The 22,752-nt window shown below is 58.1% G+C and carries 20 protein-coding genes; 6 read left to right on the forward strand and 14 right to left on the reverse strand.

Annotated elements, in window-relative coordinates; genetic code table 11:
* Positions 1-501 carry a retropepsin-like aspartic peptidase RloA2 gene (rloA2, locus tag ACWKWM_RS14130; protein WP_483846735.1) on the reverse strand — a complete coding sequence of 167 codons (501 nt, stop codon included), beginning with the start codon at positions 499-501 and terminating at the stop codon, positions 1-3.
* Between the two features lie 191 nt (positions 502-692).
* Between rloA2 and yihG the strand changes: the two genes are divergently transcribed.
* Positions 693-1,592 carry a 1-acylglycerol-3-phosphate O-acyltransferase, YihG family gene (gene yihG / locus ACWKWM_RS14135; protein ID WP_483846736.1) on the forward strand — a complete coding sequence of 300 codons (900 nt, stop codon included), beginning with the start codon at positions 693-695 and terminating at the stop codon, positions 1,590-1,592.
* A 74-nt stretch (positions 1,593-1,666) separates the two neighbouring features.
* Here the strand turns inward: yihG and ACWKWM_RS14140 are convergent, their stop codons facing one another.
* From ACWKWM_RS14140 to ACWKWM_RS14155, 4 genes are all read right to left on the reverse strand, one after another.
* Positions 1,667-3,112, reverse strand: coding sequence for a catalase (locus ACWKWM_RS14140; RefSeq protein WP_483846737.1), 1,446 nt, complete (start codon positions 3,110-3,112; stop codon positions 1,667-1,669).
* A 299-nt stretch (positions 3,113-3,411) separates the two neighbouring features.
* Complete coding sequence (locus ACWKWM_RS14145; protein WP_483839030.1) at positions 3,412-4,245, reverse strand: thymidylate synthase; 834 nt, start codon at positions 4,243-4,245, stop codon at positions 3,412-3,414.
* Between the two features lie 71 nt (positions 4,246-4,316).
* Positions 4,317-5,129, reverse strand: a complete 813-nt coding sequence (gene lgt / locus ACWKWM_RS14150) for a prolipoprotein diacylglyceryl transferase (RefSeq protein WP_483839031.1) — start codon at positions 5,127-5,129, stop codon at positions 4,317-4,319.
* 60 nt (positions 5,130-5,189) lie between these two features.
* The gene (locus ACWKWM_RS14155; protein ID WP_483846738.1) at positions 5,190-5,969 is read right to left on the reverse strand and encodes a sulfite exporter TauE/SafE family protein; all 780 of its coding nucleotides are present in this window, start codon (positions 5,967-5,969) and stop codon (positions 5,190-5,192) included.
* A gap of 114 nt (positions 5,970-6,083) precedes the next feature.
* Between ACWKWM_RS14155 and ACWKWM_RS14160 the strand changes: the two genes are divergently transcribed.
* Entirely contained in the window at positions 6,084-6,830 is a 747-nt protein-coding gene (locus ACWKWM_RS14160) for an NRDE family protein (protein WP_483846739.1), read from the forward strand.
* A 139-nt stretch (positions 6,831-6,969) separates the two neighbouring features.
* On the opposite strand, the gene ptsP is transcribed toward ACWKWM_RS14160, so the two are convergent.
* Together ptsP and ACWKWM_RS14170 are read right to left on the reverse strand one after the other, a co-directional pair.
* On the reverse strand, positions 6,970-9,249 hold the full coding sequence (gene ptsP / locus ACWKWM_RS14165; protein ID WP_483839034.1) for a phosphoenolpyruvate--protein phosphotransferase: 2,280 nt from the start codon (positions 9,247-9,249) through the stop codon (positions 6,970-6,972).
* A gap of 21 nt (positions 9,250-9,270) precedes the next feature.
* Positions 9,271-9,750: an RNA pyrophosphohydrolase gene (locus tag ACWKWM_RS14170; RefSeq protein WP_483839035.1), complete on the reverse strand. Its 480-nt coding sequence runs from the start codon at positions 9,748-9,750 to the stop codon at positions 9,271-9,273.
* A gap of 165 nt (positions 9,751-9,915) precedes the next feature.
* Between ACWKWM_RS14170 and ACWKWM_RS14175 the strand changes: the two genes are divergently transcribed.
* Entirely contained in the window at positions 9,916-10,572 is a 657-nt protein-coding gene (locus ACWKWM_RS14175; protein ID WP_483846740.1) for a histidinol-phosphatase, read from the forward strand.
* A 98-nt stretch (positions 10,573-10,670) separates the two neighbouring features.
* On the opposite strand, the gene ACWKWM_RS14180 is transcribed toward ACWKWM_RS14175, so the two are convergent.
* Together ACWKWM_RS14180 and ilvA are read right to left on the reverse strand one after the other, a co-directional pair.
* Positions 10,671-11,099 (reverse strand): DUF2269 family protein, encoded by a 429-nt coding sequence (locus ACWKWM_RS14180; protein ID WP_483846741.1) that lies wholly within the window; start codon positions 11,097-11,099, stop codon positions 10,671-10,673.
* Positions 11,100-11,286: 187 nt separating this feature from the next.
* Positions 11,287-12,801, reverse strand: coding sequence for a threonine ammonia-lyase, biosynthetic (ilvA, locus tag ACWKWM_RS14185; RefSeq protein WP_483846742.1), 1,515 nt, complete (start codon positions 12,799-12,801; stop codon positions 11,287-11,289).
* Between the two features lie 252 nt (positions 12,802-13,053).
* On the opposite strand from ilvA, the gene rpiA reads away from it, so the two are divergent.
* Positions 13,054-13,725 carry a ribose-5-phosphate isomerase RpiA gene (gene rpiA / locus ACWKWM_RS14190; RefSeq protein ID WP_483846743.1) on the forward strand — a complete coding sequence of 224 codons (672 nt, stop codon included), beginning with the start codon at positions 13,054-13,056 and terminating at the stop codon, positions 13,723-13,725.
* A gap of 166 nt (positions 13,726-13,891) precedes the next feature.
* Here the strand turns inward: rpiA and ACWKWM_RS14195 are convergent, their stop codons facing one another.
* The 4 genes from ACWKWM_RS14195 to ACWKWM_RS14210 all read right to left on the reverse strand — a co-directional run bounded on the left by ACWKWM_RS14195 (position 13,892) and on the right by ACWKWM_RS14210 (position 18,221).
* Positions 13,892-14,800, reverse strand: coding sequence for an SdiA-regulated domain-containing protein (locus ACWKWM_RS14195; RefSeq protein WP_483846744.1), 909 nt, complete (start codon positions 14,798-14,800; stop codon positions 13,892-13,894).
* A gap of 207 nt (positions 14,801-15,007) precedes the next feature.
* A complete protein-coding gene (locus tag ACWKWM_RS14200; RefSeq protein ID WP_483846745.1) occupies positions 15,008-15,931 on the reverse strand; it encodes an SdiA-regulated domain-containing protein in 924 nt (307 codons plus the stop codon).
* A gap of 166 nt (positions 15,932-16,097) precedes the next feature.
* Complete coding sequence (locus tag ACWKWM_RS14205) at positions 16,098-16,763, reverse strand: fumarylacetoacetate hydrolase family protein (RefSeq protein ID WP_483846746.1); 666 nt, start codon at positions 16,761-16,763, stop codon at positions 16,098-16,100.
* Positions 16,764-16,826: 63 nt separating this feature from the next.
* Positions 16,827-18,221 carry an FAD-binding oxidoreductase gene (locus tag ACWKWM_RS14210; RefSeq protein WP_483846747.1) on the reverse strand — a complete coding sequence of 465 codons (1,395 nt, stop codon included), beginning with the start codon at positions 18,219-18,221 and terminating at the stop codon, positions 16,827-16,829.
* A gap of 170 nt (positions 18,222-18,391) precedes the next feature.
* Here ACWKWM_RS14210 and serA point away from each other — a divergent pair, with 170 nt between their 5' ends.
* Complete coding sequence (gene serA, locus ACWKWM_RS14215) at positions 18,392-19,621, forward strand: phosphoglycerate dehydrogenase (protein ID WP_483846748.1); 1,230 nt, start codon at positions 18,392-18,394, stop codon at positions 19,619-19,621.
* 76 nt (positions 19,622-19,697) lie between these two features.
* Here the strand turns inward: serA and gbcB are convergent, their stop codons facing one another.
* Entirely contained in the window at positions 19,698-20,798 is a 1,101-nt protein-coding gene (gene gbcB, locus ACWKWM_RS14220) for a glycine-betaine demethylase subunit GbcB (protein WP_483846749.1), read from the reverse strand.
* A 330-nt stretch (positions 20,799-21,128) separates the two neighbouring features.
* On the opposite strand from gbcB, the gene gbcA reads away from it, so the two are divergent.
* Positions 21,129-22,427, forward strand: coding sequence for a glycine-betaine demethylase subunit GbcA (gene gbcA, locus ACWKWM_RS14225; RefSeq protein ID WP_483846750.1), 1,299 nt, complete (start codon positions 21,129-21,131; stop codon positions 22,425-22,427).
* The last annotated feature ends 325 nt before the right edge of the window (positions 22,428-22,752 follow it).

A 22,752-nucleotide genomic window follows, 5' to 3' on the forward strand; every position in this document is an offset into this window, starting at 1 on the left:
TCAGCAGTCAGGCTTGTCGGCAATGTAGCGCCGCGCCGGGTTAACCGCTGCGCCGAACTCACGCAAGGCTTTGGCGCCGATCAGCAGCGGATAGTTGAAGTGGCTGCGGTCCACCAGATTGACCTCGACCGTGCGTTTCACGTCACCCAGACACAGCTCCAGATCGACAACCGGGCGCTTGGTCGGATCGACCGGCTCCTCGTCATCATCTCCATCGGAGCGGCCCTTGATGCGGCTGATGCGCGAAACCTTGTGCTCGTAAACCTTGTTATCGGCGTCTTTGGTGGCCAGGCGGAAACGCACCCAGTCATCGCCATCGCGCTTGAACAGCTCAATGTCCTTCGCCGACAGCGAGGCTGTCAGGGCGCCGGTGTCCATCTTGGCTTTGAAAGTTTCGCCGAATTCAGACACCTGAATGTATTCGTAACGGCCGTACACCGTGGGTTCGGCGGCCATGACAGGCAACGCCAGCAAAGAAAGAAGCGCCAGAAGAGATTTCACGTAACAGGATCCTCAAAGGGGTGGGCCGTGCATGAGCCCGATTTTAGACCGCAACGGTGTTCTTCGTTCGATCCCTCAGCAGACGCCGAGTCTATTTGTTTGCGAGTGAAACATTTGTGATCGACCAGCGGATTTGGCGCTGTCGGCAATGCTGCTTATCATTGCCGCCCCATTTGCTCCTGAGTCGTTTTATGCGTCGCGTGCTAACCGGTCTGTTTGTCACGTTCTTGCTGCTGCTCAACACCTTGGTGTTGTTCGGGCCATTGATGGTGTTCGCGCTGCTCAAGCTGGTGTTTCAGGGCGAGATGCGCGATCGCTGCTCGTGGGCAGTGATGTGGATCGCCGAGACCTGGGCCGAGATCGACAAGCTGATATTCAAGCTGTGCATCCCAACCCAATGGGACATCCGCGGCAACGACGGCCTGCGTGACGACACCTCCTATCTGGTGATCAGCAATCATCAGTCGTGGGTGGATATCCCGGCGCTGGTGCAGACGCTGAATCGGCGCACGCCGTTCTTCAAATTCTTCCTCAAGAAAGAGCTGATCTGGTTGCCGTTCCTGGGACTGGCGTGGTGGGCGCTGGATTACCCGTTCATGAAGCGCTACACCAAAGCGTTTCTGGCCAGGCATCCCGAACTCAAAGGCCACGATCTGGAAATCACTCAAGCCGCTTGCGAGCTGTTCAAGCGTCAGCCGGTGACAGTGGTCAATTACCTGGAAGGCACGCGTTTTACCGCTGCAAAAAAAGCCAAGCAAACGTCGCCCCATACCCATCTGCTCAAGCCCAAGGCGGGCGGCGTGGCGTTTGTGTTGGCGGCGATGGGCGAGCAGCTCGACGCGATTCTCGACGTGACCGTGGTTTATCCCCAGGCCGAAATTCCAGGTTTCTGGGATTTGATCAGCGGGCAGGTGCCTCGGGTGATCATCGACATCCAGACTCGCGAACTCGACCCTGCGCTGTGGCAGGGCGATTATGAAAACGACCCGGTGTTTCGCGAGCACGTGCAGAACTGGGTGAATCAGTTATGGATCGAGAAAGACGCGCGCATTACGCAGCTGCTTGAAGAGCGGACCACCACTCCTGTCTGACCTGCGGCTAATCAAATGCGAGTCAAAGAAAAGCCCCCGGCCTTGTGAACCGGGGGCTTTGTCGTTACGGCTATTTAGCGGTGAATCCGCTCCACCGCTGCGGCCACGCCTGCGCCGTATGCCGGATCGGCCAGGCTGCAGTGATCAATGTGCAGTTGAATGATCGGCGTCGACACGCCTTGCAGCGAGCGTGCGGTGTTTTCAAACAATACTTGCTGTTGCGCTGGTGTCATCAGGCGGAACAGATTACCGGGCTGTGAGTAGTAGTCGCCATCCACCCGATGATTCCAGTGGCCGGCAGCGCCTTCTATAGAAAGCGGCGGCTCTCTGAAGTCCGGTTGCTCTTGGAACGCACCTTTGGTGTTCGGCTCGTAGGACGTCATGCCGCCACGGTTACCATCGATACGCATCAGGCCGTCGCGGTGGTAGCTGTTGACGTGCAACGCGGCTTTGGGCGAATTCACCGGAATCTGGTGATGGTTGACGCTCAAACGGTAGCGCTGTGCATCGCCGTAGGAAAACAGGCGGCCCTGCAGCATTTTGTCCGGCGAAAAGCTGATGCCCGGCACTACGTTAGACGGTGCGAAGGCGGCCTGCTCGACATCGGCAAAGTTGTTTTCAGGGTTACGGTTCAGTTCCACCACGCCCACTTCGATCAGTGGGTAATCGGCTTTCGGCCAGACCTTGGTCAGGTCAAACGGGTTGATGTGATAAGCGCCCGCTTCCTTCTCCGGCATGATCTGCACGAACAGTTTCCAGCGCGGGAAGTTGCCGTTCTCGATGCTTTCGTACAGATCGCGGTGGTGCGACTCGCGGTCACGACCCACCAGCTCCTGAGCTTCGGCGTCGGTCAGGTTGGCGATGCCTTGCTGCGACACGAAGTGGAATTTGATCCAGAAACGCTCATGCTGGGCGTTTAGGAAGCTGTAAGTGTGGCTTCCGAAACCGTGCATCTCGCGGTAGCTGCGCGGGATACCCCGATCGCTCATCACCACCGTCACCTGATGCAGGGCTTCGGGCAATTGAGTCCAGAAGTCCCAGTTGTTTTCAGCGCTGCGCATACCGGTGCGGGGGTCGCGCTTAACAGCGTGGTTCAGGTCAGGAAATTTCAGCGGATCACGCAGGAAGAATACCGGCGTGTTGTTGCCGACCATGTCCCAGTTGCCTTCCTCTGTGTAGAACTTGAAGGCGAACCCACGAATGTCGCGCTCGGCGTCAGCGGCGCCGCGCTCACCGGCAACGGTGGAGAAGCGAGCGAACATTTCGGTCTGCTTGCCGATCTCGGAAAAGATTTTGGCGCGGGTGAATTGAGTGATGTCGTGGGTCACTGTGAAGGTGCCGAACGCGCCAGAACCTTTGGCGTGCATGCGACGCTCCGGGATCACTTCGCGGTCAAAGTGCGCCAGTTTTTCAAGAAACCACACGTCTTGCAGCAGCGCGGGGCCATGTGGGCCAGCCGTCTGGATGTTCTGGTTGTCGGGTACAGGGGCGCCGAAAGCGGTCGTCAGTTTGTTGTTCATGGGTGTTGTCTCCACAGGTAAACACTTCATCCGCGCCAGCTGTCTGCTGCCGACCCGGTGTCTATTCGATAGAGAGAACGATATTCAATTAGGCGGTGGGAAGCTCATTGTCACTGCTTACCGGGGGGATAGGCTTTCTCAATTGCTCATTGGCGAATCAATAGTGAACAGCAATCATCAATTTGCGGTTGAACGTCCCGGAGTGAGCCTGCTAGCGATCTGGTTGAGTCAGGCACTTGTTCCGAACCTGACTATCCGCTATCGCGAGCAAGCTCACTCCTACAGCTCTGCTTCAGCGCTTACACCGCCACAGGCGCCTTGATGCTTGGGTCAGCGTCGTAGCCCACGATTTCGAAATCCTCGAAACGATAATCGTAAATGCTGTCCGGACGACGATTGATCTTCAGCGTCGGCAGCTTCTTCGGCGTGCGGGTCAACTGCGTTGCAATCTGCTCTTCATGGTTGGCGTAGGCATGGGTGTCGCCTAGGCTGACGATGATCTCGTGAGGGATCAGGTCGCACTGCTGCGCCAGCATGTGGGTCAATAGCGCCAATGCAGCGGTGTTGTACGGCAGACCCAAAAAGACATCGGAGCTGCGGATATAAAGCTGCATCGACAGTTTGCCGTCAGCCACATAGGCCTGATAGAGCAAATGACAAACAGCCAGCGCCTGACGCCCGGCTTTCACGTTTTCCTGCGGCGAGAGCTTTTCGTCTGGCAGGTATTCGGTGTTCCAGCCGTGGAACAGGATTCGGCGGCTGTTGGGATTGTTCTTCAGGCAGTCGACCATGTAGTCGATCTGATTGATCTTGCCGCCATCCTTGGTCGGCCAGCCAGTCCACTGCGCCCCGTATACAGGGCCCAGATCGCCCTCTTCAGTGGCCCACTCATCCCAGATGGTCACGCCGTTCTCGTTCAGCCATTTGGTGTTGGTGTTGCCGCTGAGCATCCAGATCAGTTCGTTGGCGATGCTCTTGAAATGCAGCTTCTTGGTGGTCAGCAGGGGGAAACCGTCCGCCAGGTTGTGGCGAAACTGACGACCGAACACTGCGGTCGTGCCGGTGCCGGTCCGATCGCCCTTGCGCGTCCCGTTATCGATGACGTCCTGCAGCAGTTCAAGGTATTGCTTCATGCCCAAAGGCCTCTCTGTATCGATGAACAGCCGGGTTGCAACGCCCGGCGCTTCAGTACTTTAGACGCGTGTCAGACGGTCGCGTTTTTCGAAGCCGGTGCGCGGTGGTACGCCAGCCAAATCAGCACCAGACCGGCGATGATCATCGGCAGGCTGAGAATCTGCCCCATCGTGACCCAGCCCCAGGCCAGGTAGCCCAACTGAGCATCCGGGACGCGAACAAACTCGACCACGAAACGGAAGATCCCGTAGAACAGCGCGAACATGCCAGACACGGCCATGGTTGGACGTGGTTTGCGCGAGTAGAAATAAAGAATCAGGAACAGCGCAACGCCTTCCAGCGCGAACTGATAAAGCTGCGACGGATGACGCGGCAACTGCGCCGGATCGCTGAACGGCGGGAAAACCATGGCCCATGGCAGGTCCGTCGGTTTGCCCCACAGCTCAGCGTTGATGAAGTTACCGATGCGCCCGGCGCCCAGACCGATCGGCACCATCGGTGCGATGAAGTCCATCAGCTGGAAGAACGACTTGCCGTTGCGTTTGCCGAACCAGTAAGTCGCGATCATCACGCCGATGAAGCCGCCGTGGAACGCCATGCCGCCTTTCCACACTTCGAAAATCAGCAGCGGATTGGCGATGTAGTTGGGCAGATCGTAAAACAGGACGTAGCCCAGTCGCCCGCCGACGATGACCCCCATGGCGACCCAGAAGATCATGTCCGAGAGCTTTTCCTTGGTCCATGTCGGGTCGAAACGGTCCAGACGACGAGACGCAAGAAACCACGCGCTGCCGATACCGATCAGGTACATGAGGCCGTACCAATGAATTTGCAGTGGGCCGATGGCGACCGCTACCGGGTCAATCTGCGGGTAAGGCAGCATTGCGACTCCTTAGTTGAAACTGGGTTGAAACGCTCTGTGAGCGACACGTAAAAAACGGGATCAGATCAGAAAACTGGTGCCTACCACCACTAACAATAGTGCGAACAGGCGTTTGAGCAGACGAGGCGACAGTTTATGCGCCAGTCGGGCACCGAATTTGGCGAAGAACATGCTGGTCACAGCAATCCCCAACAACGCGGGCAGGTACACGAAACCGAGACTATGCGGGGGCAACAACGGGTCGTGCCAGCCCAGAATCATGAAACTTATTGCACTTGCCAAGGCAATTGGAAAACCACAAGCCGAGGACGTTGCCACCGCTTGTTGCATGGTCAGGCTGCGCCAGGTCAGGAACGGCACGGTCAATGAGCCGCCGCCAATCCCGAAGATTGCCGACGCCCAGCCGATCACGACACCGGCGATAGTCAGACCGGGTTTGCCAGGCGCTCCGCTGGCCTTGGGCTTGAAGTCGAGAAACATCTGGATCGCGACCAGGATCGCAAATACGCCGATGATCTTCTGCAGATAGGGGCCGGAAATGTAGCTGGCGGTCAGCGCGCCGAAGCCTGCGCCGATCAGAATGCCCAAGGTCATCCACGCAACCACAGGCCATTGCACCGCGCCCATCCGATGGTGCGCGCGCACAGACAAGACGGACGTGAACACAATCGTTGCCAACGAGGTGCCTACCGCCAGGTGCGTCAGGACCGATGTATCGAAACCTTGCAGGGTGAAGCTAAATACCAGCACCGGCACAATGATGATGCCGCCGCCCACACCGAACAGCCCCGCCAGCACGCCAGCGCAGCCGCCCAATGCCAGATAGAGCAGAAATTCCATGGGAGCCCCCAAAATGAGACCCGCATGTTACCGGAAGCACGGCTCTGTGCTCTAGCGGCGTGCGATGGATGTCCGACCTATGTGTGCGTAGAGTGGCGAAAAAAGGAGTCCTGCATGTGTTTGATCGTTTTCGCCTGGCGCCCCTCTCACCCGCAAACTTTGGTGCTGGCGGCCAATCGCGACGAGTTTTACGCACGCCCCACGCAGTCATTGGCCCAATGGAAAGATGCTCCAGACGTCTACGCGGGTCGTGACCTGGAGGCGGGCGGTACTTGGCTCGGCATCAACGCTGATGGCCGATTCGCCGCGCTGACCAACATCCGGGATCCGAATCACCCTATGGGAAGACGTTCACGGGGCGAGTTGGTTGCTCAATTTTTGACCGGCACGCTTTCTATTGACGACTACCTGCTGCAGGTCGCCGGACGCGCCGGGGAATATGGAGGCTTCAATCTGTTGGTGGGCGACCGGGAAACGCTGCATTTTTTGAGCGCGACCGATCCCGTGCCACGACAGCTGAGCGAAGGGGTTTATGGGGTGTCCAACGCAGGCCTCGATACGCCGTGGCCCAAGCTAGTGAAAGCCAAAGCGGCGTTGGGAGCGCGTTTGCATGATCCTCAGCCGGCGAAGCTGTTTGAGTTTCTGGCTGACTCCGACACCGCGCCAACTGCCGACTTGCCGGAGACCGGTGTTGGCTTGGCGACTGAAACCTTGCTCTCAAGCGTGTTCATCGCCAGCCCCACGTACGGAACCCGCGCCAGTACGGTATTGATCGTGAATGCTGACGGCAGCCGCCGACTCGTCGAGCACAGTTTCGGGCCGTATGGGGGAAGGTTGGGAGAGGTTGAACTGGATATCTGACTTCTACCAGAACCGCTGACTCACCGACGTCATTCAAGCGTCGATACTCTGTTGGAGCGAGGCTTGCCCGCGAAGCTCAAGACGCGACAAACCTGACACCGTGTCGTCAGCTTCGCGGACAAGCCTCGCTCCAACAGGCTCAGTGGCCTTTGACGGACCCCGGATTGATCATCCGCGAAAGCCCAAGATTGCGCAGCGCCAACTGCAGCGAGCTGTTGATGACCTGCGGATTGTCGTTGGTCATCAATTGCGCGAGCAGTTCCTTGGCCTTGCTCAAGTGGATCTGACGCAGCATCCATTTCACTTTCGGCAGGTTGGTGGCGTTCATCGACAGGCTGTCGAAACCCATTGCCATCAACAGCACCGCAGCAGCAGGGTCGCCTGCCATCTCACCGCAGATACTCACCGGTTTGCCTTCGGCATGGGCGTCACGCACCACGTTCTGCAGCGCTTGCAGCACGGCGGGGTGCAGGTAGTCGTACAAATCGGCCACACGCGGGTTGTTGCGGTCAACCGCCAGCAGGTACTGAGTCAAATCGTTGGAACCGACCGACAGGAAATCCACCTGCCGCGCCAGCTCACGGGTTTGGTACACGGCAGCCGGCACTTCAATCATCACGCCCACGGGCGGCATCGGCACGTCAGTGCCCTCATCGCGCACCTCGCCCCAGGCGCGGTGAATCAGGTGCAGTGCCTCTTCGGTCTCGTGCGTGCCGGAAATCATCGGCAGCAGAATCCGCAGGTTGTTCAGGCCTTCGCTGGCCTTGAGCATCGCTCGGGTTTGCACCAGGAAGATTTCCGGGTGATCGAGGGTGACGCGAATCCCGCGCCAGCCCAGAAACGGGTTGTCTTCCTTGATCGGGAAGTACGACAGCGCCTTGTCCCCGCCAATGTCCAACGTACGCATGGTCACGGGCAAAGGGTGGAACGCGGCAAGTTGTTCACGATAGATCGCCAACTGCTCTTTTTCGCTGGGAAAACGCTGCTGAATCATGAACGGCACTTCGGTGCGGTACAGCCCGACGCCTTCGGCGCCACGCTGCTGAGCCCGCGCAACGTCAGCCAGCAGACCGGTGTTGACCCACAACGGCATGCGGTGGCCGTCGAGCGTCACGCAAGGCAGCTCGCGCAGCGACTCGAGACCTTGAGACAGCTGGCGTTCTTCCTCGACCACCACCGAATACTGCTTGCGCAGGATTTCGCTCGGGTTCGTGAAGACTTCCCCGTGGTAGCCATCGACGATCAACTGAATGCCGTCGACCTTGGAATACGGCAGATCGACCACACCCATGACCGTCGGGATGCCCATCGCCCGGGCCAGAATCGCCACGTGGGAGTTGCCCGAGCCAAGTACCGAAATCAGGCCGACGAGCTTGCCTTCCGGCACTTCCCCGAGCATGGCTGGGGTCAGTTCTTCGCTCACCAAAATGGTGTTGTCGGGGTAAACGAGCGTTTGCTGGCGGGCTTCTTGAAGATAAGCGAGCAGCCGACGGCCAAGGTCTTTGACGTCGGAGGCACGCTCACGCAAGTAAGCGTCGTCCATCAGCTCGAAGCGTTTGACGTGCTCGTTTACCACCGAACGTAATGCGCCTTGCGCCCATTGGCCGGTCTTGATGACGTTGGTAACTTCGCTGCCGAGGGAGGCATCGTCGAGCATCATCAGGTAAACATCGAACAATGCGCGCTCTTCTGGGCGCAATTGTGTCGCCAGCTTTGCTGAGAGGGTTCGCATATCGCTGCGAACACCTTCCAGCGCGGTGTTGAACAGTTTGAGTTCGGCTTGAATGTCGGTAACAGTTTTGTCGGGGACGACTTCCAGATCGGCTGGCGGCAACATGACCACCGCCATGCCCACGGCCGCACCGGGCGAGCCAGGCACGCCGACGAATCTGGCTTCCTGAATGCCCTTGCCCTGACGACCGAGGCCACGAATCGATCCAGTGGCTTCAGCGTGAGCGATAACGCCTGCGAGCTGCGCACTCATGGTCACGAGGAAGGCTTCTTCCCCTTCGTCGAACTGCCGACGCTCCTTTTGCTGGATGACCAACACCCCGACCACACGACGGTGGTGAATGATAGGAGCGCCCAGAAAGGATGCGTAGCGCTCCTCACCGGTTTCGGCAAAATAACGATAGCGAGGGTGATCGGCAGCGTTTTCGAGGTTCAGCGGTTCTTCGCGTGTGCCGACCAGACCGACCAGCCCCTCGTTGGGGGCCATGCTGACCTTGCCGATGGAGCGCTTGTTCAGGCCCTCGGTGGCCATCAGCACGAAACGATTGGATTCGGGGTCGAGCAAATAGACCGAGCAGACCTGGCTGCTCATGGCCTCTTTGACGCGTAACACAATAATCCCCAACGCCGCCTTGAGATCCTTGGCGGAGTTAACTTCCTGGACGATCTTGCGCAGCGTATTGAGCATGGCTCGGGGTCGAACTCCGTGTCAGTCGCGCGCCAGAAGGCGCGGGGCAAGCTCTTTAAGTGCGCGTCGATACACTTCGCGCTTGAATGTCACCACCTGGCCCAACGGGTACCAATAACTGACCCAGCGCCAGCCATCGAACTCCGGTTTACCGGTCAAATCCATCCGCACCCGCTGCTCGTTGGAGATCAGGCGCAGGAGAAACCACTTTTGTTTCTGACCGATACACAGCGGTTGGCTGTGGGTGCGGACCAGACGTTGCGGCAGACGATAGCGCAACCAACCGCGGGTGCAGGCAAGAATTTCAACATCGTGCCGTTCAAGCCCGACTTCTTCATTCAATTCACGGTAGAGCGCGTCTTCCGGCGTCTCCTGAGGGTTGATTCCCCCTTGCGGAAACTGCCAGGCATCTTGGTTGATACGCCGAGCCCATAAGACCTGGCCAATATCATTCGTCAGAATTATCCCGACATTAGGGCGGAAACCATCGGGGTCGATCACGGCTACAACCTCGCAAACGCATGTCGGCGCATTGTTCCACAAAGATCGTGAAAGCAGCAACGAAGCTTCGACAGCTTATTGGCACAACTGCATTAATAGATGCAGCGGCGTCGGAAAACCTCGTATTCTTGTGCTCTTTTTTTAGCTATTTCAGCGAGTAACCGCATGCGTCTGGCTTTATTCGACCTCGACAACACACTTCTCGGTGGCGACAGCGATCACGCCTGGGGCGATTACCTGTGCGAACGCGGCATCCTTGACGGTGCGGCTTACAAGGCACGAAACGATGGGTTTTATCAGGACTATCTGGCGGGCACGCTGAACCTGACCGACTACCTGAATTTCAGTCTGGAAATTCTCGGTCGCACTGAAACGGCGCAACTCGACGAATGGCACCGTGAATTCATGCGTGATTGCGTCGAACCGATGATTTTGCCCAAGGCCATGGCTTTGATTGCCAAGCATCGGGACGCGGGCGACAAGCTGCTGGTGATTACCGCGACCAATCGCTTCGTGACCGCACCGATTGTCGAGCGGATGGGAATCGAGACGTTGCTGGCGACCGAATGCGAGGTCATCGACGGCCGTTACACCGGCAAGACCATCGATGTACCGTGTTTTCGCGAAGGCAAGGTGACGCGTCTGAACCGCTGGATGGAAGAGAACAACTTCAACCTGCAGGACAGCTACTTCTACAGCGACTCGATGAATGACCTGCCGTTACTGGAGCAGGTGACCCATGCGGTGGCAGTTGATCCTGATGAGAAGTTGCGGGCTGAGGCCGAGCGACGTGGCTGGCCGGTGATTTCGTTGCGTGACTGAGATGAGACTATCGCGGGCAAGCGCGCTCCTACAAAGGACTTAGCTGTAGGAGCACGCTTGCCCGCGAAAATATCTGACAGACGCCGAGCAGCTCTGATCTAAACCGGCTTTGCACCCATCAAACCCGCAATCGCCACAAAACACACCGCACTGAAGATCGCCAGCGCCAAGGTGAACTTCGGATTGCCGACAATCACGGGCCGCCGCAGCCGGTTGACCCGCACTGCCAACCACGCCCAACTCATTGCACCGAAGGTGTACAACACGCTTGCCGCCAACAACCAGGTTTGCCCCAGCGGCCAGCCGGCGTAATGCACCAGCCACCAGCCGCTAATCGGCAGCGCCAACAAGCAAAGCCCCATCAGCATCCAGACGAATACCCACGGGCGTTGCATTGTTCGGTTTTGCACCGTCAGGTCGCCGGCACGACGGCCTTTGATGATCCAGAAGGTCAGCGCAAGTCCGCAGATAAACAGCAGCACGGTCGTGACCATGTGCAGGACTTTCAGTGCTGCGAAGTGTTCCATGTTCGGCGTTTCCTTGTTGATGCATGACATTTAGCGTAGCAGCGGGGTGAACGCAGAACCCGTTGGAGCGAGCGGGCGGCGATTCCGACTTGCCCGCGAAGTTGACGACGCGGTTTACCTGACACTCCGCGTATTTAGCTTCGCGGGCAAGTCGGGATGCCGCCCACTCGCTCCTACCGGTTTCGTGCTAGCCGAGAAAGAGCTTGTACGCCGGGTTGTTCGTCTCATCCCAATACGGATAACCAATCTCCGCCAACGCCGCCGGCACCAGATGCCGCTCGTCCTCCGGCACCACCAGCCCGGCCACCACCCGACCGTCCGCCGCGCCGTGGTTGCGGTAATGGAACATCGAAATATTCCACTGCCCGCCCAGCTTGTTCAGGAAGTTGAACAGCGCTCCCGGCCGTTCCGGAAACTCGAAGCGGAACACCACTTCATCGCTGACCCGCTCCGAATGCCCGCCGACCATGTGCCGCAGATGCAGCTTGGCCAGCTCGTTGTCGGTCAGGTCCAGCACCGGAAACCCCTGCTCGGTGAGGCTTGCCACCAGCGCCGTGCGCGGATCGGTGTCGGGATGGGTCTGGACGCCGACGAAGATGTGCGCCTCGCGGTCGGTGTGGTAGCGGTAGTTGAATTCGGTGATCTGCCGCTTGCCGATGGCCTCGCAGAACGCCTTGAAGCTGCCCGGCTTCTCGGGAATGGTCACGGCGATGATTGCTTCGCGGCCTTCACCCAGTTCGGCGCGCTCGGCCACATGGCGCAGGCGGTCGAAATTGACGTTGGCGCCGGAATCGATGGCGACAAACGTCTGCCCGGTCACGCCGTACTGCTCGGTGTACTTCTTGATCCCCGCCACGCCCAGCGCGCCTGCCGGTTCGGTGATCGAGCGGGTATCGTCGTAGATGTCCTTGATCGCCGCGCAAATTTCGTCAGTACTAACCGTGATCACTTCGTCAACGTAATGCTGGCAGATATCAAAGGTGTGCTTGCCGATCTGCGCCACCGCCACGCCGTCAGCGAACAGCCCGACCTGTTGCAGGACAACACGCTCGCCGTAGGCCATGGCCTGTTGCAGGCAGTTGGAATCGTCCGGCTCGACGCCGATGACTTTGATCTCCGGGCGCAGGTATTTCACGTACGCCGCGATCCCCGCAATCAAACCGCCACCGCCCACCGGTACGAAAATCGCGTCCAGCGGCCCCGGATGCTGACGCAGGATTTCCATCGCCACCGTGCCTTGCCCGGCAATAGTGTCGGGATCGTCGTACGGGTGAACGTAGACGTAGCCTTTTTCCTCAACCAGCTTCAGGGAATAGGCCAGCGCTTCGGGGAATGAGTCGCCGTGCAGTACGACAATGCCGCCGCGAGAGCGCACGCCTTCAACCTTGATCTCCGGCGTGGTCTTGGGCATGACGATGGTGGCTTTCACGCCCAAGGTCTTGGCCGCCAGCGCCAGGCCTTGTGCGTGATTGCCCGCTGAGGCCGTAACGACACCGCGGGCCAGTTCTTCTGCGCTCAATTGCGCCAGCTTGTTGTACGCGCCGCGAATCTTGAACGAGAACACCGGTTGCAGGTCCTCGCGCTTGAGCAACACCTGATTACCCAGACGCTCGGACAATTGCCGCGCGCCGTGCAGCGGGGTTTCGACGGCGACGTCGTAGACGCGGGAGGTGAGGATTTTCTTGACGTACTGTTCGAGCATCGGGAAAGCATCACTGGGCAATGGGGCAAGGCCGAGAAGTCTACCCCTCACTCCAGCGCGCGACCACACGAATGGTCGGGTTTTACCGCAGCCATGTCGCTATAATCCCGGCCCTCAATGTGTCGCTATCTCTGTAGGAGCTGCCGAGGCACGACGGCTGCGATGCGATTTATCTGTCACACCGCAATCGCAGCCTTCGGCAGCTCCTACAAAAAGGCATCTTCAATTCAGGCCCCCGTGGAGCCCACCCGCATGACCCAGGATCAACTCAAACAAGCCGTCGCCCAAGCAGCGGTCGATTTCATCCTTCCCAAGCTCGACGACAAGAGCGTCGTCGGTGTAGGCACCGGCTCCACCGCCAACTGCTTCATCGATGCGCTGGCCCTGCACAAAGGCGCATTCGACGGCGCCGTTGCCAGTTCCGAAGCCACCGCTGCGCGCCTCAAGGGCCACGGGATTCCGGTGTATGAGTTGAACACGGTCAGCGATCTGGAGTTTTACGTCGATGGCGCCGACGAAACCGACGATCACCTGAATCTGATCAAAGGCGGCGGCGCTGCGCTGACCCGCGAGAAGATCGTCGCGGCGGTGGCCAAGACATTCATCTGCATTGCCGACGGCAGCAAGCTGGTGTCCGTACTGGGCGGCTTCCCGCTGCCGGTCGAGGTGATCCCGATGGCCCGCAGTCACGTCGCGCGTCAACTGGTGAAACTGGGCGGCGACCCGGTCTATCGCGAAGGCGTGCTGACCGATAACGGCAACATCATCCTTGATGTGCACAACCTGAACATCACCAACCCGGCTGAGCTGGAAGGACAGATCAACAACATCGTGGGCGTAGTCACCAACGGCCTGTTCGCGGCGCGTTCGGCGGATTTGCTGCTGCTCGGCACTCAGGAAGGCGTTAAAACCCTGAAGCGTTGATCAGCAATTCCGCTCCCACTGCAATACAAAATGTGGGAGCGGACCTGTCCGCGAAGAGGCCAGTACATCCGATGCACCTTCATCGTCAAAAACATCGCCTTCGCGGACAGGTCCGCTCCCACGCGTCAGCCTAAGCCGACACGCCTGCGTCGAGTTCAAGCCCGCCTCACTGCTTCTTAAACACATAAAACAGATTCGGCTCGCTCACCAGATACAACGTGCCGTCATCGCCCATCGCAATGCCCTCAGCCTGCGGCACGTTCTTGTCCAGACCCATGCTGCCTTTGCTCAAAGACACGTTAGCCACTGGCCGACCGGTCGTGTCGAGTTCGAGGATCTGCCGCGATTCATCCGACAGCGCCAGTAAATGTCCGCTTCGTTCGTCGAACTGCAAACTGGACAAATCGCGCACGAACAACCCGGCGTTACGCGCCTTGTCTGTGGTCACTTCCAGCACATTCGGCGTGTCGCTGCTGACTTTGGGAAACCCACGTATCTCGATGATCTGTACCGGCTTGCGCTCTTTGGCAACAAACAGTCGTTGCCCCTGTGTGTCATAGGCCAACCCTTCGAAACCGTTATTGCCCCCGGCATCGATGCCCAGTGTTAACTGCTCGGAATCATGGGCATCCAGGAACTTGGTGTCAGCGTCCACATGGATCTTGAACAGGCTTTGGCTGTGCTCGTCGCTGATCACATAAACGCCGGGGCTGATGTACTCCACTGCTTCCGCATCGCCAAAACCGGTCAGCGGGATACGCCGGATCACACGCCCGTCCAGGCTCAACTCGGCAAGTTCGCTGTTTTTGTTGGTGACCGTAAATAAGGTTTTGCGGTCCGGGTCGTAGCTCAGGGCGGAGACATTAGCGTCCAGGCCATCAATGACTTTGCCCTCGATGGCCACCTGGTAGTCGCCCAAGCCCAGGCTCTCAGCGTCGGATGATTGCCAGAATACGTGCCAGCTGAACCACAGCCGCTCGACCACGCGGTATTCGCGGCCGATGAAAAATGAGGCAACCATAAGGGCCAAGCACAGGAAGGCCACCAGAGTTGGAGCAGGAAACAAGCGACGCATCAGGAGGTCCTGGCAAAAAGAAGGCACTTTAATACCACGACAATCTGAAGCGAGTCTTAAATCATCTTCGGTATGCCCTAGGGCGAGCCAACTTCTGTAGGAGACAACTAGTTGGCGAGGGGCTTTAATGCGGTTCTCCGGCAAAAATCCTCTCGCGAACAAGTTCGCTCCTACAGGTACAGGTCCAGAATCAAATCCTGGGTTGGATCATTTCTTTTTGAAGCTGTAGAACAAGTTCGGCTCACTGACCATATACAGCGTGCCGTTCTCGTCCATGGTCACGCCTTCGGCACGGGGAATGGTGGCGTCCAACCCGTTGAAACCGTGCAGCAGGGTCATGAAGCTGACCTGTTCGCCCTTCTCGTCAAGTTCCAGCAGCATGTGGGATTCGGCGGACAGCACCAGCAAATGCCCAGTGCGCTGATCCGCGTGAAGCGCTGAAAGATTGCGCAGGTCGAGGTTGGTATTGCTCAGCTTCTTCTTGTCGCCCTTCAAAGGGCTGTGTCCGTCACTGTCCCAAGTGAACAATGCAGGCGGGCGCTCTTCGCCAAGCCAGATTTTCTGATTTTTTGCGTCCCAGGCGATGCCTTCGAAGGCCTTGTTCTGGTCTTTCGACGGGCCGAGGTCGTACTTGGGGAAGTCAGCGATATTCAGGGTTTTGGTGTCCGGGGTCACCGTCACGATGGTCATCAAATGCTGACGCTCGTCGACGATGGCGATCAAGCCGTTCTCCAGCACCGCCACGCCTTCGGGATTGCTCCAGCCCACCAGCGGGATCTTGCGGATCACATCACCGTTGAGTTTGAGTTCGGACAGGAAGGCATTTTTGCCCATCACCGAAAACAGTGTCTTGGTCAACGGGTTGTACGCCAGATCCGACGCCTCGTCCTTTTCCATGCCCGCCAACGGCTTGGCATCGATGTCGACGATGTAGTCCGGCAACCAGATGCTCGCGGCGTGCTCTGCCGGGGTGACATTTTGCTCGCGCATCCACAGCAGGCCCCGATCATCCCAGTGAAAGGCATACGCCAGCCCATAGCCGATAATGAGCAGCAGGATCAGCCAGCCATACCAGCGCACGCGCGGCAATCGGCCTTTGGGTTTACCCGGTGAATCAGCATGAATGGCCATCAAAGCGTTCCCGAAAAGGTCATTGGCACAAAGCCATGAATCAGTAGTCGGCGCGAATTATCCAGATCGACTGTGAAAAAAACGCCAACGGGCCCCCGAATGACGCAGACATAAAAAAGCCGCCTGCGCATTCATCGCAGGCGGCGCTTTGTCAGCCAGACATCAATCAGCGCACATCACTTTCGAAGCGACTGTGCCCAGGCAACTCCAGCACGATTTCATCACCCACTGTGAACGGCCCAACTCCCGCAGGCGTACCGGTCATGATCAGGTCGCCGGCCTGCAGCGAAAAGTTTGAAGCGATGTGCTGAATCATCGGCACAATGGGGTTGAGCATGAGGCTGCTGTTGCCGTCCTGGCGAACTTCGCCATTGATGGTCAGACGAATCGGGATATCAGCGAGATCCGGGAAAGCATCCGGCGAGACGAAAGGCGCAATCACCGCCGCGCCGTCGAAGGATTTGCACAATTCCCACGGCAGCCCCTTCTCCTTGAGCTTTGATTGCAAGTCACGCAAGGTCAGGTCCAGGCCGGGCGCAAAGCCGGAAATCGCATCCAGCACTTCTTCGCGATCCGGGTTTTTACTCAGCGGCTTGCCGATCAGCACTACAATCTCGGCTTCGTAATGCACGGAGCCGCGATCCGTCGGAATGGTGAAACCGCCTTCCAGCGGCACCACACAACTGCCCGGTTTGATGAATAGCAACGGCTCGGTCGGCACCGGATTGTCCAGTTCCTTGGCGTGCTCGGCGTAGTTGCGACCGATGCAGACCACTTTACCCAACGGAAAATGAATCCCCGTTCCATCGACATACTTGTGCTGGTAGCTCATGGGTGCTCCTGGGCTAAGGGTTGTCTAGGGACTGATTGTTTTTTGATCAAAAACCCCGACGCATCACAACGCGAAAATCTTGCCGGGGTTCATGATGCCGTTAGGATCGAACACCGCTTTAACGGCTTTCATGTATTCAATTTCGACCGGAGAGCGGCTGTAAGTCAGGTAATCGCGCTTGGTCATGCCTACGCCGTGCTCGGCGGAAATAGAACCGTTGTACTTCTGCACGATCTCGAACACCCACTTGTTGACCTTGGCGCACTTGGCGAAGAACTCGTCTTTGCTGAGGTTTTCCGGCTTGAGGATGTTCAGGTGCAGGTTGCCGTCGCCGATGTGGCCGAACCAGACGATTTCAAAATCAGGGTAGTACTCGCCCACGATCGCATCCACTTCCGCCAGAAACGCCGGGACTTTCGAAACAGTTACCGAGATGTCGTTCTTGTAAGGCGTGAAGTGCGAAATGGTTTCGGAGATGTACTCGCGCAGCTTCCACAGATTGTGCAGTTGCTGTTCGCTCTGGCTCATCACGCCGTCCAGCACCCAGCCCTGCTCAACACAATGCTCGAACGTGGCCAGCGCATCGTTGGCAACTTCTTCGCTGGTGGCTTCGAATTCCAGCAGCGCATAGAACGGGCAGGCCGTATCGAACGGCGAAGGTACATCGCCACGGGCCATGACTTTGGCCAGCGCCTTGTCGGAGAAGAACTCAAAAGCGGTCAGATCGACTTTGCTCTGGAAAGCATGCAGCACCGGCATGATCGCGTTGAAATCACTGGTGCCGAGGACCATCGCAGTCAGGTTTTTCGGCGCACGGTCCAGACGCATGGTGGCTTCGACGACAAACCCCAGCGTGCCTTCCGCGCCTATAAACAGCTGACGCATGTCGTAACCGGTGGCGTTTTTGATCAGGTCTTTGTTCAGCTCCAGAATGTCGCCCTTGCCGGTGACGACTTTCAGCCCGGCGACCCAGTTGCGCGTCATGCCGTAGCGAATGACTTTGATCCCGCCGGCATTGGTGCCGATGTTGCCGCCAATCTGACTGGAACCCGAAGAGGCAAAGTCCACCGGGTAATACAAGCCGTTGTCTTCGGCCAGGGTCTGCAACTGCTTGGTGATTACGCCCGGCTGGCAGACGGCAGTGCGGTCGGTCAGGTTGAGTTCGAGCACCTGGTTCATGTAATCGAAGTTCACTACCACTTCACCGTTGGCGGCGACAGCTGCAGCCGAAAGACCTGTACGACCACCCGACGGTACCAGCGCAACCTTGTGCTCATTGGCCCAACGCACGATGGCTTGAACTTGCTCGACGGTTTTGGGAAACACGATGGCTGTCGGCGCAGGGGCGAAATGCTTGGTCCAATCCTTGCCGTAAGCCTCAAGGGAGTCGGCGTCAGTGAGCACTTTGCCAGGCTCAACCAGGGTCTTCAGCTCATCAATCAGGGCAGGATGGTTCATCACAGAACTCTCGAACAATTCATGGTCATCCTGAGAACGGCTCACGTCCAGGAATGGGGTGTTTCGCGGGGAGCGTATGCTAGCATACGCCCCCTGCCGATCGAGCCTAAGCCCGATATGCAAGCGCTTCACTTTCCTGCCATTTTTCTTCGGGACACAGGTTTACGCAGATGAGCAAGACTTCCCTCGACAAGAGCAAGATCAAGTTCCTTCTTCTCGAAGGCGTCCACCAATCCGCCGTCGACGTCCTCAAGGCCGCCGGTTACACCAGCATCGACTATCACACCAAGTCTCTGCCGGAAGCCGAACTCAAGGAAAAGATTGCCGACGCCCATTTCATCGGCATTCGCTCGCGCACCCAATTGACCGAAGAACTGTTCGACAGCGCCAAGAAACTGGTCGCCGTCGGTTGCTTCTGCATTGGTACCAACCAGGTTGACCTGAGCGCTGCCCGCGAACGCGGTATTGCGGTGTTCAACGCCCCTTATTCCAATACCCGTTCTGTCGCCGAACTGGTATTGGCCGAGGCGATCCTGCTGTTGCGCGGCATCCCTGAAAAGAACGCTTCCTGCCACCGTGGCGGCTGGATCAAGAGCGCGGCCAACTCGTTCGAAATCCGTGGCAAGAAACTCGGCATCATCGGGTACGGCTCAATCGGTACGCAGTTGTCGGTTTTGGCTGAAGGCCTGGGCATGCAGGTGTTCTTCTTCGATCCGCTAACCAAGCTGCCACTGGGCAACGCGACCCAGGTTCCGAGCCTGAACGAACTGCTGGGCATGGCCGACATCGTCTCCCTGCACGTGCCTGAGCTGGCATCCACTCAGATGATGATTGGCGAGAAAGAAATCCGCGCCATGAAGAAGGGCGCGATCCTGATCAACGCCGCACGCGGCACAGTGGTAGATCTCGACGCCCTGGCTGACGCGATCAAGGACAAACACCTGATCGGCGCGGCCATCGACGTGTTCCCGGTCGAGCCACGCTCCAACGACGACATCTTCGAAAGCCCGCTGCGCGGCCTGGACAACGTGATCCTGACCCCGCACATCGGTGGCTCAACCGCTGAAGCCCAAGCCAACATCGGCCTGGAAGTGGCGGAAAAGCTGGTCAAGTACAGCGACAACGGTACGTCGGTGTCCTCGGTCAACTTCCCGGAAGTGGCCCTGCCGGCTCACCCTGGCAAGCACCGTCTGCTGCACATCCACGAAAACATTCCGGGCGTGATGAGCGAGATCAACAAAGTCTTCGCTGAAAACGGCATCAACATCTCCGGTCAGTTTCTGCAGACCAACGAGAAAGTCGGTTACGTGGTGATCGACGTTGACGCTGAGTACTCGGATCTGGCGCAAGAGAAGCTGCAGCACATCAAAGGCACCATCCGCAGCCGCGTTCTGTTCTAGGTCGCACTCGCTGCAATGAAAAAGGAGACCCTCGGGTCTCCTTTTTTTGTGCCTGACTTTCAGCCGTTGCGGGCGATCAATACTCGATCCGCACATCGCCCTTGGGTACGCTGCAGCACGACAGGATGTAACCCTCTTCCACGTCGTCGTCGGTGATGCCGCCGTTGTGCTCCATTTCCACTTCGCCGCTCAGCTTCATGACCTTGCAGGTGCCGCAAATGCCCATGCCGCAGGCTTTAGGAATCATCAGGCCCAGCTTGGCCGCAGCGGCGTGGACGGTTTCGCCCGGCCCCACACGAATGCTCTTGCCGGTGTCGGTGAACTCGACCTGATGCAGATCGGCGAAGTCGATTTCCGGCGCGTCCGCTGCCTGCTCGGCGTGTTCCACAGCGTCGGCACGGGCTTCGGGCGGTGTCGCCCCGAAGGATTCCTCGTGGTACTGCTCCATGTTGAAGCCGTTGGTTTCCAGCAGACGCTTGATGGCATTCATATACGGCGTCGGGCCGCAGCAGAATACTTCGCGCTCCATGAAATCCGGCGCCATCAGCTCGAGCATTTTCTGGTTCACGTAGCCGCGATAACCCGCCCACGGTTCGCCTAGACCATGCTTCTCACAGACGATGTGCAGGCTGAAGTTGTTGATCCGCGAGGCCATCTGCTCCAGCTCGCGGTGGTAAATGATGTCTTTGGGCGAGCGGGCGCTGTGCACGAAGACCATGTCGACATTGGCGTTGGTGTCGTAAAACCAGCGGGCCATGGACATGACCGGCGTGATACCAACACCGCCGCTGAGGTAGAGAATCTTCGGATTGGGGAAGTCGATGGCGTTGAACAGACCGACCGGGCCATGAACCGCCAGCTCCTGACCTTCGTGCAGCGTGTCGTGCAGCCAGTTGGAGACCTTGCCCCCCGGCACGCGCTTGATGGTGACTGAAAAGCTATAGGGTACCGACGGCGCGCTGGAAATGGTGTAGGAGCGCATGATCGGCACGCCTTCGATTTCCAGCTCCAGGGTGACGAACTGCCCCGGCTTGAAAAAGAACAGGATCGGCTGGTCGGCCATGAAGCAAAAGGTGCGCACGTCCCAGGTTTCCTGGATCACCTTGACGACCCGCACGAGGTGGCGGCCATTGGCCCAGGTCTGGGTGTTGACCGGGCTGAGGAAACTCTGGGACATGCTCAATCTCCACGGCCGACAGTCGGCCTCTTATGGTGCGGATTCTGCGTAACGGCGCGTTCGCCTATTTACCTATCAGCGACATTCACATACTTATGGCGACCAGCCCCATACCATCGGGGTTAGGCCGTCGGAAACGGATTCGGCCATGTCGCCCATGGATAAGGATCTGTCCTCGCCGGGCTCCACACTCGCCGTTAAATGGTTACGCATTTTTTACGGCGAACCCCGAGCGACAGAAACCACCGTCGCCAAGCATGCCAGACACAAAACACAACCGTATTAGCCACATTCGCCGACCGATTAGATGCGGTCATGAGGACTTGAAAGATGGACGTCACCGCAACGTTGAGCTTGGGCGATCCGCTGGAACCTGCACGCAAGGCCACTGCCGAGATGCTGCAGAACCGCGAGCGCACGTACTCGCTGCCGCAGCCTTTCTACAGTGATGAGCGGCTGTTTGAAATCGACATGCAGGAAATCTTTCAAAAAGAGTGGCTGATTGCGGGGATGACCTGCGAGATCCCGGCCAAAGGTAATTTTCTGACGTTGCAAGTCGGTAAAAATCCGGTTGTCGTGGTGCGGGGTGCCGACGGCGCGGTGAACGCGTTTTTCAACGTCTGCCGCCATCGGGGTTCGCGCCTGTGCACCAAGGAAAAGGGCAAAGTCGCCAAGCTGGTGTGCCCTTACCATCAGTGGACTTATGAGCTGGACGGTCGTCTGTTGTACGCCGGCACCGAGATGGGCGCTGACTTCGACATGAAGCAGTTCGGCCTCAAGCCGATCAATTGCAAAACCGCAGGTGGCTATATTTTCATCAGCCTGTCGCAAAACCCGCCCGCCATCGACGCGTTCCTGCAGACCCTCAATCACTACATGGAACCGTACGACATGGAGAACACCAAGGTGGCGGTGCAAACCACCCTGGTGGAAAAAGCCAACTGGAAGCTGGTGCTGGAAAATAACCGCGAGTGCTACCACTGCAACGGTTCGCACCCTGAGCTGCTGAATACGCTGCTGGAGTGGGATGACGTGACCGACCCGCGCGCCGATCAGGCGTTCAAGGACCACGTCGCCGCCTCCGCTGCCGCCTGGGAAGCCGAAAAAATCCCGTTCGCCCACGCCAGCTTCGGCCTGCGTAACCGCATCGTGCGCATGCCGCTGCTCAAGGGCACTGTGTCGATGACGATGGACGGCAAACAGGGCAGCAACAAGCTCATGGGCCGCATCAAGAACCCGGACTTGGGCTCGATGCGCATCCTGCACCTGCCCCACGCCTGGAACCATTGCATGGGCGATCACGTCATCGTTTTCACCGTGTGGCCTATAAGCGCTCAGGAAACCATGGTCACCACCAAATGGCTGGTGCACAAAGATGCCGTCGAAGGCGTCGACTACGACGTTGCTCGTCTGCGTGAAGTCTGGGACGCCACTAACGACCAAGATCGTCGCCTGGCCGAAGAAAACCAGCGCGGCATCAACTCCATCGCCTACCAGCCTGGCCCGTACTCCAAGACCTATGAGTTCGGCGTCGTCAACTTCATCGACTGGTACAGCGCACGCTTGCTGGAAAACATGGGCGCCGAGCCCGCGGCGTATTTACAGGGTGTGGCGGTTAATCACGAATAAGGCATGTAGCGCCTGAGCGGGCCTCTTCGCGGACAGGTCCGCTCCCACGAGATTTGCGTCGTACTTGTGGGAGATCCACTCCCATGAGATTTGCGTCGTACTTGTGGGAGCGGACCTGTCCGCGAAAGCGCTATTGGTATCAACGCTGATAATTGATCGGGAAATGATCAAACCTCGCAACACACTCCCCGCAGAGCCCCGCAGCCATCCACAAACAACTTATCCACAGCTCAACCCACAGCTTTTGTGGGAAAGTAGATTCTGCGTTGTAAGAAAAACCATAAAAAACCGTGACTTATTCTAAAACCTGTTTTCCGAAACCCTC

It is taken from the genome of Pseudomonas rosaeacicularis (assembly GCF_057128745.1).

Excerpts from the sequence above, each read along its gene's own strand:
- yihG (WP_483846736.1), top strand. The coding sequence starts at position 693 with ATGCGTCGCGTGCTAACCGGTCTGTTTGTCACGTTCTTGCTGCTGCTC.
- ACWKWM_RS14140 (WP_483846737.1), bottom strand. The coding sequence starts at position 3,112 with ATGAACAACAAACTGACGACCGCTTTCGGCGCCCCTGTACCCGACAAC.
- ACWKWM_RS14145 (WP_483839030.1), bottom strand. The coding sequence starts at position 4,245 with ATGAAGCAATACCTTGAACTGCTGCAGGACGTCATCGATAACGGGACG.
- lgt (WP_483839031.1), bottom strand. The coding sequence starts at position 5,129 with ATGCTGCCTTACCCGCAGATTGACCCGGTAGCGGTCGCCATCGGCCCA.
- ACWKWM_RS14155 (WP_483846738.1), bottom strand. The coding sequence starts at position 5,969 with ATGGAATTTCTGCTCTATCTGGCATTGGGCGGCTGCGCTGGCGTGCTG.
- ACWKWM_RS14160 (WP_483846739.1), top strand. The coding sequence starts at position 6,084 with ATGTGTTTGATCGTTTTCGCCTGGCGCCCCTCTCACCCGCAAACTTTG.
- ptsP (WP_483839034.1), bottom strand. The coding sequence starts at position 9,249 with ATGCTCAATACGCTGCGCAAGATCGTCCAGGAAGTTAACTCCGCCAAG.
- ACWKWM_RS14175 (WP_483846740.1), top strand. The coding sequence starts at position 9,916 with ATGCGTCTGGCTTTATTCGACCTCGACAACACACTTCTCGGTGGCGAC.
- ACWKWM_RS14180 (WP_483846741.1), bottom strand. The coding sequence starts at position 11,099 with ATGGAACACTTCGCAGCACTGAAAGTCCTGCACATGGTCACGACCGTG.
- ilvA (WP_483846742.1), bottom strand. The coding sequence starts at position 12,801 with ATGCTCGAACAGTACGTCAAGAAAATCCTCACCTCCCGCGTCTACGAC.
- rpiA (WP_483846743.1), top strand. The coding sequence starts at position 13,054 with ATGACCCAGGATCAACTCAAACAAGCCGTCGCCCAAGCAGCGGTCGAT.
- ACWKWM_RS14195 (WP_483846744.1), bottom strand. The coding sequence starts at position 14,800 with ATGCGTCGCTTGTTTCCTGCTCCAACTCTGGTGGCCTTCCTGTGCTTG.
- ACWKWM_RS14200 (WP_483846745.1), bottom strand. The coding sequence starts at position 15,931 with ATGGCCATTCATGCTGATTCACCGGGTAAACCCAAAGGCCGATTGCCG.
- ACWKWM_RS14205 (WP_483846746.1), bottom strand. The coding sequence starts at position 16,763 with ATGAGCTACCAGCACAAGTATGTCGATGGAACGGGGATTCATTTTCCG.
- ACWKWM_RS14210 (WP_483846747.1), bottom strand. The coding sequence starts at position 18,221 with ATGAACCATCCTGCCCTGATTGATGAGCTGAAGACCCTGGTTGAGCCT.
- serA (WP_483846748.1), top strand. The coding sequence starts at position 18,392 with ATGAGCAAGACTTCCCTCGACAAGAGCAAGATCAAGTTCCTTCTTCTC.
- gbcB (WP_483846749.1), bottom strand. The coding sequence starts at position 20,798 with ATGTCCCAGAGTTTCCTCAGCCCGGTCAACACCCAGACCTGGGCCAAT.
- gbcA (WP_483846750.1), top strand. The coding sequence starts at position 21,129 with ATGGACGTCACCGCAACGTTGAGCTTGGGCGATCCGCTGGAACCTGCA.